The following is a 7,305-nucleotide window of genomic DNA, read 5'->3' on the forward strand; positions in this document are numbered from 1 at the left end:
GGCCGCCCCGGAACGCGCCGACCTGGTCGACCTGCTGCACCGTTTGGGCTTGCGCCGGATCGGTGATTTCGCCGCGCTGGCCGCGGCGGAGGTCGCCTCCCGGTTCGGGACCGACGCCGTGCTGGCGCATCGCTGTGCCAGGGCCGAGCCGGAGCGTCCGCCGTCCGCGCGGCAACCCCCGCCGGATCTGGTGGTGGAGTACCGCTGTGATCCGCCGATCGAGCGGGTCGATGCGGCGGCCTTCGCCGGGCGTCTGCTCGCCACCCGGCTGCACAGCGCGCTCGCGGATGCCGGGCTGGCCTGCACGAGGCTCTCGGTGCACGCGGAAACCGCGGCCGGAGAGGAGCTCTCGCGGATCTGGCGATGCGCGGAGCCGCTCACGCCGGAGGGCACGGCGGACCGGGTGCGCTGGCAGCTGGACGGCTGGCTCACCCGGCGCGACGGCGTGCGGCCCACCGCGCCGATCACCGTGCTGCGGCTGGAGCCTGTCGAGGTGGTCACGGCGGGCGCGCTGCAACTCGGATTGTGGGGCGGGACCGGGGAAGAGGACGAGCGCGCCCGCCGCGCGCTGATCCGGGTGCAAGGATTGCTCGGCGGGGAAGCGGTGCGGGTCGGCGTGCTCAGCGGCGGACGCGGCCCCGCCGAACGCGTCACCATGGTCGCGCTGGGTGACGAACTCGTGCCCGCGGCCGACCCCGCGCAGCCATGGCCGGGCCGGTTGCCCGAACCCGCCCCCGCCGTGCTCCTGCTGAACCGTCCGCCGGTGCGGCTGGAAGCCGCCGACGGCGCGCTCGTCAGAGTCACCGATCGCGCCATGTTCGACGCCGACCCCGCACTGCTGCGCTGGGGAAGCAGACAGTGGCGGCTGACCGGCTGGGCAGGACCGTGGCCGGTGGACGAGCACTGGTGGGCGCCCGATTCGGCCGGCACGAAATTCACCGCCCGCGCTCAAGTCCAACTGGACGACGCCCCCGCCGCCGACAAAGTCCTGCTGTTGGTCTATCACGACGAAACTTGGCGGGCCGAAGGGCTTTACGACTGACCGCCCCCAGCGGGCGTCAGCTATGCCGAATGCGACGGCGAATCTCCGGGAGCGAACCCGTCCGATCCGATGACCTGTACCGCCGCGCTGCCCGCGTTGCCCGCTGCCCGCTGCCCGCGTTGTCGCGCGCTGCCCGCGTTGTCGCGCTGCCCGCGTTGTCGCGCTGACGAGGTGTGGCGGTGACGAGGTGTGGCGGTGACGAGGTGTGGCGCTGACGAGGTGTCGCGCTGGCGCGCCGTCGCGCTGTCGCGCCGTCGAGCTGGCGAGTCGTCGAGCCGTCGACGCGCCGAGCCGGTGACGCGCCGAGCCGGTGACGACCCGGTCGTGATCCGCGCCGGGTTCAGTCCGGGCGGGACCACACCGTCGCCAAGGTGAACGGATGTCCGCGCAGGTCAGCCCATTTCGGCTTCCGGGCCAGGAACACGTCGTCCACCAGTGCCTCGGCGACCTCGGTGAGGACCCATCCGGCGGCCAAACCGGCCGACAGGTGCTCGCTGACGAGATGCAAGTGGGTGCTGATCGCCACCGGCTCGCCGGAAGGATCGGTGTAGTGCGTCGGCATTCCGGACACCATGATGAATTGCGGGTGATAGCTGACCAGTACACAGCGCGCGCCCGGTGCGGCCAGGCGCCTCGCCTCGGCGTAGAACGGCGCCAATTCCGGTAGGTGCTCATCGATCAGCGACGCGATCACCAGGTCATAGGCGCCTTCCGGCAGGCCGGTGGCTCGCACGTCCGCACGGGTCAGCGTGGTGTGCGCGCCGCGCGCGGCCGCGAACGCCAGCATCCCTCGGCTCACGTCGACCCCATCGATGTGCGTGATTCCGCTGTCCCGCAGCCACGTTCCGGTTCGCCCGGTGCCGCAGCCGAGGTCGGCCGCGCGACGCACTCGGCCCAGGTCCAGGTTCAATCGCCCGAGCAGCGCGAGATCCATCTCGTCCAAGACGGTCTGCTCGTAGGTGGGTGCCCACCCGTCGTAGCCTGTGGCGACGTCGACGGTGCGGTAGTCGCGGCGGTCGAAATCGGCGAAGGAAGGCATGCGGCGAGTATCGTGCCGAGCTCACGCCCGCGCCAGGCAATTACCGTGCTGCTCGAAAAACCGTCGCGCGCCGCAGACTTCGCGACGCTTCGGTAAACGTCTTCCGGTGGTGATCCGTGCTACACCGCGAATGCGGGCTGCATAACAGCCGGTATCCTCGTCTGTCGTGGATCTGACGATGGGCCAAACGACATTCGGCGACGTGCGGATCGCCTATCGGGATTCAGGGGTGGGCGCGGTCAGCGACATCCCCGTGATGCTGGTGCACGGTATGGGCGGCGACGGACACACTTGGGACCGGTTCGCGCGTGTTCTGGTGCAATCCGGACGCCGGGTGATCATCCCCGACCTTCGCGGGCACGGCCGCAGTTCACACGCCGATTCCTATCTCTTCGACGACTTCGGCGAGGATCTGCTGCGCCTCTGCGATCATCTGGAGTTGCCCGCGGTGGACCTGGTCGGGCATTCCCTCGGCGGCTACGCGGTGTCGCGCGTGGCGCAGGAGCGGCCGGAACTGGCGCGCAGGCTGGTCATCGAGGAGTGCCCGCTGCCGCTGCAATCCGGCGCCGAGGAATTGCGCCTGACCCGCCGCTTTCCCACCGTGCCCGAATTGTGGCACGCCACCTCCAGCCTGGCCCGGCATCCGCGCGCGGTGCTCGCGTTCGACCGTTCCATGACGAAGACGGCGCTGGAGCAGTTCCGCAAGCCGAACCCGGAGTGGTGGGACCGGCTCTCCGACATCACCGCGCCCACTCTGGTGTTGTGCGGCGGACCGGGCGGCATGGTGGACCCGGACAAGTTCGGCGCCCTACGGGAACGTCTGCCCGACTGCACGGTGACCACGTTCACCTGCGGCCACAGCATCCATCGCGACCGGTACCGGGAGTTCGCCGCGGCGGTCCGGCCGTTCCTGGCGGGCTGAACAGACCACCGTCACCAATGCGTCCCGGGCACCCACCGGGCAGCTCGTCGCAAGGCCGTCCCCGTGACCCGGCGGGCGGCCGACCGGGGCCGGGGCTCGGGGAGCACGGCGGCCGGTTCGTCGCTCGGCGTGGTCTGCTCGCCCTTGGCCGCTGGGGAGTCGGGCAGGGAGCGGTAGTAGCGGTGCAGGACCCGGTCGCGGATCTTCGGGGTGAGCAGGGCGCCGTACTCGGCGATGGTCCCCAGCGGGACGTCGATGCGTTTGGGCCGTTCGATCAGCGCGCGCACGATGGTCGCCGCCGCCCATTCCGGTGATTCGGCGGGGCCTTGATCGCCGCTCGGGGCGATCATCGGCGTGCGCACCAGCGGCAGGTGGATGGTGGTGAAGGTGACCCCGTCGGCCATGGTCTCCACGGCCGCCACCTCGGTGAACTTGTCCAGCGCCGCCTTGCTGGCCAGATATGCCGAGAATCGCGGCGTGGCCATCTGCACGCCCGCGCTGCTGATGTTCACGATGTGCCCGAATTTGCGTTCCCGCATCTGCGGCAGCAGGGCCAGCGTCAGCCGCAGCGCGCCGAAGTAGTTGACGGCCATGGTGCGTTCGAAGTCGTGCAGCCGGTCGGTGGAGCGGTGGATGGCGCGGCGGATCGAGCGGCCCGCGTTGTTCACCAGCATGTCCACGTGGCCGTGTTCACCCAGGACGGCCCCGACGACCTGGTCGACGGAGTCGGAGTCGGTGATGTCGCAGACGTATCCGTGGGCCGAGCCGCCCGCGGCCCTGATCTCGTCGACGACCGCGGCGAGTTCGTCGCCCCGGCGCGCGAGCAGGAACACGGTGGCGCCCTTGCCCGCGACGGCCACCGCCGCCGCCCGGCCGATGCCGGAGGACGCTCCGGTGATGAGGACGTGCCGTCCGGTGAGGTCACGGTTGCGGCGCCGGGCGGGCTCAGCGGCTGCGTCGGTCATCGCTGCTCCTTTGCAGGTCTGGTGGCCACGAACTTACTCTGAAGTAAGTTCACTGCCAAGTGGTCCTGATCACACTCGGGGGTGCCCGGTCCGGTCGCCGCGGCGCGTCGCGCGGTGTGGCGGGCGTATTCGAGAACCGCACGGGCGTGCGGGTTTCGGGGTGTGCGAAACGCGTCGAACAACGCTCGAAACGTTCGAACATATGTGCGATACTTCAGCGCATGTCGGACGATCGGATGGCGGAGGTGTTTGCCGCGGTGCGGCTCGGTGGCGTCGACCCCGCGGCGGGGCGACGGGCGTTGGAGCAGCTCTGGGACGAACTCGGCGATCGCGGGGAGGCGCTGCATCGCTGCGTGGTCGCCCATCATCTCGCCGACCTCCAAGAGGAGGCCGCCGAGGCGCTGCGCTGGGATCAGCGCGCACTGGCCGCCGTGTTCGGACCCGGCGTGCCGCTGGACGAAGGTCTGCGCGGGTTCCTGCCGTCGCTGTATCTGAACCTGGCCGACAGTCATCGCCGGGTCGGCGAGTTCGAAGTGGCCCGGATGCAATTGGCCATCGCTCGCGGCCATCTCGACGTCTTGGCCTCCGATGCCTACGGCGCGCTCATCCGGGCCCGCCTGCGCGGTGTCGAGGACGCGCTGGCCGCCGGGTCCGTCGAACGGCTCAAAGCCTCCTGACCTGCCTGTACATCCTTCGGTATCGAATGTATGTTCGATGTGAGGAGGTGCGTGGTGGGCTGGGACGACGGTCCGCCGAGCTGGGCGGAGATGGAGCGGGTGCTGTCCGGCCGGTCCGGGCGGCACCCCGACGCGGAGTATCCGGGCGACGGCGGCGACAGTCCGGCGTGGTCGCGCAAACGCGAGCAGTACCGGCCCGAGCCGGTGCGCCGGGCCGACGGACCGTCGGTCCCGTACGCCGAGCTGCACGCGCACTCGGCCTACAGCTTCCTGGACGGCGCGAGTCATCCGGAGGAACTGGTCGAGGAGGCGGTGCGGCTCGGCTTGGCGGCGATCGCGCTCACCGACCACGACGGCTTCTACGGCACCGTCCGCTTCGCCGAGGCGGCCAAGGAATGGGGGATGCCCACCGTCTTCGGTGCGGAGCTGTCCCTCGGCACGGCGCCCGAGCCGCGCGTTCCCGGCACCGAACGCGGGCACGCCGCCGCCCCCGACTCCGCGCCGCGCACCGGAGCGCCGGACCCGACGGGGCCGCATCTGCTGGTGCTGGCCCGCGGACAGGAGGGCTACCGCAGGCTGTCGCGCGAGATCGCCGCCGCGCACATGGCCGCGGGCGAGAAAGGCATTCTGCGCTACGACCTCGACACGCTCACCGCGGCGGCCGAGGGGCACTGGCAGATCCTGACCGGATGCCGGAAGGGGCACCTGCGCCGAGCCCTCGAACTCGACTTGCGCGCGGGAAGCGCCCGGCTGGAACGAGCGGAGGCCGCGCTGCGCGAGCTGACCGACCGCTTCGGCGCCGACCGGGTGAGCGTGGAACTCACCCACCACGGCATCCCGGAGGACGACGAGCGCAACGCCCACCTCATCGCCCTGGCCGACCGTCTCGGCCTGCCCGTGCTGGCCACTACCGGAGCGCACTTCGCCGCCCCGAGTCAGCGCCGCCGAGCCATGGCGCTCGCGGCGATCCGGGCCAGGCAGAGCCTGGACGAGATGGCGGGCTGGCTGGCCCCCGCGGGCGGCGCGCACCTGCGATCCGGGGCCGAAATGGCGCGGTTGTTCGCCGACTGCCCGCATGCGGTGGCGAACGCGGCGGCCCTGGCCCGCGAATGCGCTTTCGATCTGCAGCTGATCGCCCCCCACCTGCCGCCGTTCGACGTGCCCGCGGGGCACGACGAGCAGTCCTGGCTGCGCGAACTCGCCCTCACCGGCGCCGCGGCGCGCTACGGCTCCCCCGAGCAGAGCCCGGAGGCATACCGGCAGATCGAACACGAACTCGCGGTGATCAACGACCTGGAGTTCCCCGGCTACTTCCTGGTGGTGCACGACATCGTCAGCTTCTGCAAGAACAACGACATTCTCTGCCAGGGCCGCGGTTCGGCGGCCAACTCCGCGGTCTGCTACGCGATCGGCATCACCAACGTCGATCCGGTGCGCAACCAGCTGCTGTTCGAGCGTTTCCTTTCCCCGGAGCGCGACGGTCCGCCGGACATCGATGTCGACATCGAATCCGACCGCCGCGAAGAGGCGATCCAGCACGTCTACCGCAAATACGGCCGCGAGTACGCCGCGCAGGTGGCCAACGTGATCACCTATCGCGGCAAGTCCGCGGTGCGCGATGCCGCACGGGCGCTGGGGTTCTCGCCCGGCCAGCAGGACGCGTGGAGCAAGCAGGTGAGCCGCTGGACCGGCGTCGGCGCCGAGACGAACACCGACATCCCCGCCGAGGTGCTGGAACTGGCCGCCGACATCGAGGGCCTGCCCAGGCACCTGGGCATCCACTCCGGCGGCATGGTGATCTGCGACCGGCCGATCGCCGACGTCTGCCCGGTGGAGTGGGCGCGCATGTCCGGCCGCAGCGTTCTGCAGTGGGACAAGGACGATTGCGCCGCCATCGATCTGGTGAAGTTCGACATGCTCGGCCTGGGCATGCTCTCCGCACTGCACTACATGATCGACCTGGTGCGCGAGCACAAAGGCGAGACCGTCGAGCTGCACTCGCTCGACTTGGCCGAGCCCGAGGTCTACGCGATGCTCTCGCGCGCGGACTCGGTGGGCGTCTTCCAGGTCGAGTCGCGGGCGCAGATGGCCACCCTGCCCCGGCTGCGGCCGCGTAGCTTCTACGACCTGGTGGTGGAGGTGGCGCTGATCCGCCCCGGCCCGATCCAGGGCGGGTCGGTGCACCCCTACATCCGCAGGCGCAACGGTGTGGAGGACGTCGTCTACGACCATCCGGCGCTGAAGAATTCGCTGGAACGCACGCTCGGCGTGCCGCTGTTCCAGGAACAGCTCATGCAGATGGCCGTCGACGTCGCCGGATTCACCGCCGTCGAGGCCGATCAGCTGCGCCGCGCCATGGGTTCCAAGCGGTCGCCGGAGCGCATGGAACGCCTCAAGACGAGGCTCTACCAGGGCATGCGCGAGCTGCACGGGATCACCGGCGAGGTCGCCGACCGCATCTACGAGAAGCTCTACGCCTTCGCGAATTTCGGTTTCCCGGAGAGTCATTCGCAGAGTTTCGCCGCGATCGTGTACTACTCGGCCTGGTTCAAACTGCACCATCCCGCCGCGTTCTGCGCGGGCCTGCTGCGCGCCCAGCCGATGGGTTTCTACTCGCCGCAGTCGCTGGTCGCCGACGCGCGCAGGCACGGGGTCGCGGT

6 protein-coding genes are annotated in these 7,305 nt (G+C 70.4%); 4 read left to right on the forward strand and 2 right to left on the reverse strand.

Annotation, left to right across the window (positions count from 1 at the left end):
• Positions 1 to 1,042: DNA polymerase Y subunit UmuC family protein (locus tag ON27_RS05345; RefSeq protein ID WP_043720232.1), on the forward strand; the 1,042-nt coding region annotated here is incomplete at its 5' end.
• 340 nt (positions 1,043 to 1,382) lie between these two features.
• Here the strand turns inward: ON27_RS05345 and ON27_RS05350 are convergent.
• A complete protein-coding gene (locus ON27_RS05350; protein ID WP_043720235.1) occupies positions 1,383 to 2,081 on the reverse strand; it encodes a class I SAM-dependent DNA methyltransferase in 699 nt (232 codons plus the stop codon).
• A 178-nt stretch (positions 2,082 to 2,259) separates the two neighbouring features.
• Between ON27_RS05350 and ON27_RS05355 the strand changes: the two genes are divergently transcribed.
• Positions 2,260 to 3,003, forward strand: coding sequence for an alpha/beta fold hydrolase (locus tag ON27_RS05355; RefSeq protein WP_043720245.1), 744 nt, complete (start codon positions 2,260 to 2,262; stop codon positions 3,001 to 3,003).
• An 11-nt stretch (positions 3,004 to 3,014) separates the two neighbouring features.
• Here ON27_RS05355 and ON27_RS05360 read toward each other — a convergent pair whose 3' ends face one another.
• A complete protein-coding gene (locus ON27_RS05360) occupies positions 3,015 to 3,968 on the reverse strand; it encodes an SDR family NAD(P)-dependent oxidoreductase (protein WP_043720238.1) in 954 nt (317 codons plus the stop codon).
• A gap of 221 nt (positions 3,969 to 4,189) precedes the next feature.
• On the opposite strand from ON27_RS05360, the gene ON27_RS05365 reads away from it, so the two are divergent.
• Positions 4,190 to 4,645, forward strand: coding sequence for a hypothetical protein (locus ON27_RS05365; protein ID WP_043720239.1), 456 nt, complete (start codon positions 4,190 to 4,192; stop codon positions 4,643 to 4,645).
• 54 nt (positions 4,646 to 4,699) lie between these two features.
• Positions 4,700 to 7,305: error-prone DNA polymerase (locus ON27_RS05370; protein WP_043720243.1), on the forward strand; the 2,606-nt coding region annotated here is incomplete at its 3' end.

It is taken from the genome of Nocardia asiatica NBRC 100129, assembly GCF_000308415.1.
Classification (GTDB): domain Bacteria; phylum Actinomycetota; class Actinomycetes; order Mycobacteriales; family Mycobacteriaceae; genus Nocardia; species Nocardia asiatica.

Coding starts and splice junctions, on each gene's coding strand:
- ON27_RS05350 (WP_043720235.1), bottom strand. CDS start 2,081: ATGCCTTCCTTCGCCGATTTCGACCGCCGCGACTACCGCACCGTCGAC.
- ON27_RS05355 (WP_043720245.1), top strand. CDS start 2,260: ATGGGCCAAACGACATTCGGCGACGTGCGGATCGCCTATCGGGATTCA.
- ON27_RS05360 (WP_043720238.1), bottom strand. CDS start 3,968: ATGACCGACGCAGCCGCTGAGCCCGCCCGGCGCCGCAACCGTGACCTC.
- ON27_RS05365 (WP_043720239.1), top strand. CDS start 4,190: ATGTCGGACGATCGGATGGCGGAGGTGTTTGCCGCGGTGCGGCTCGGT.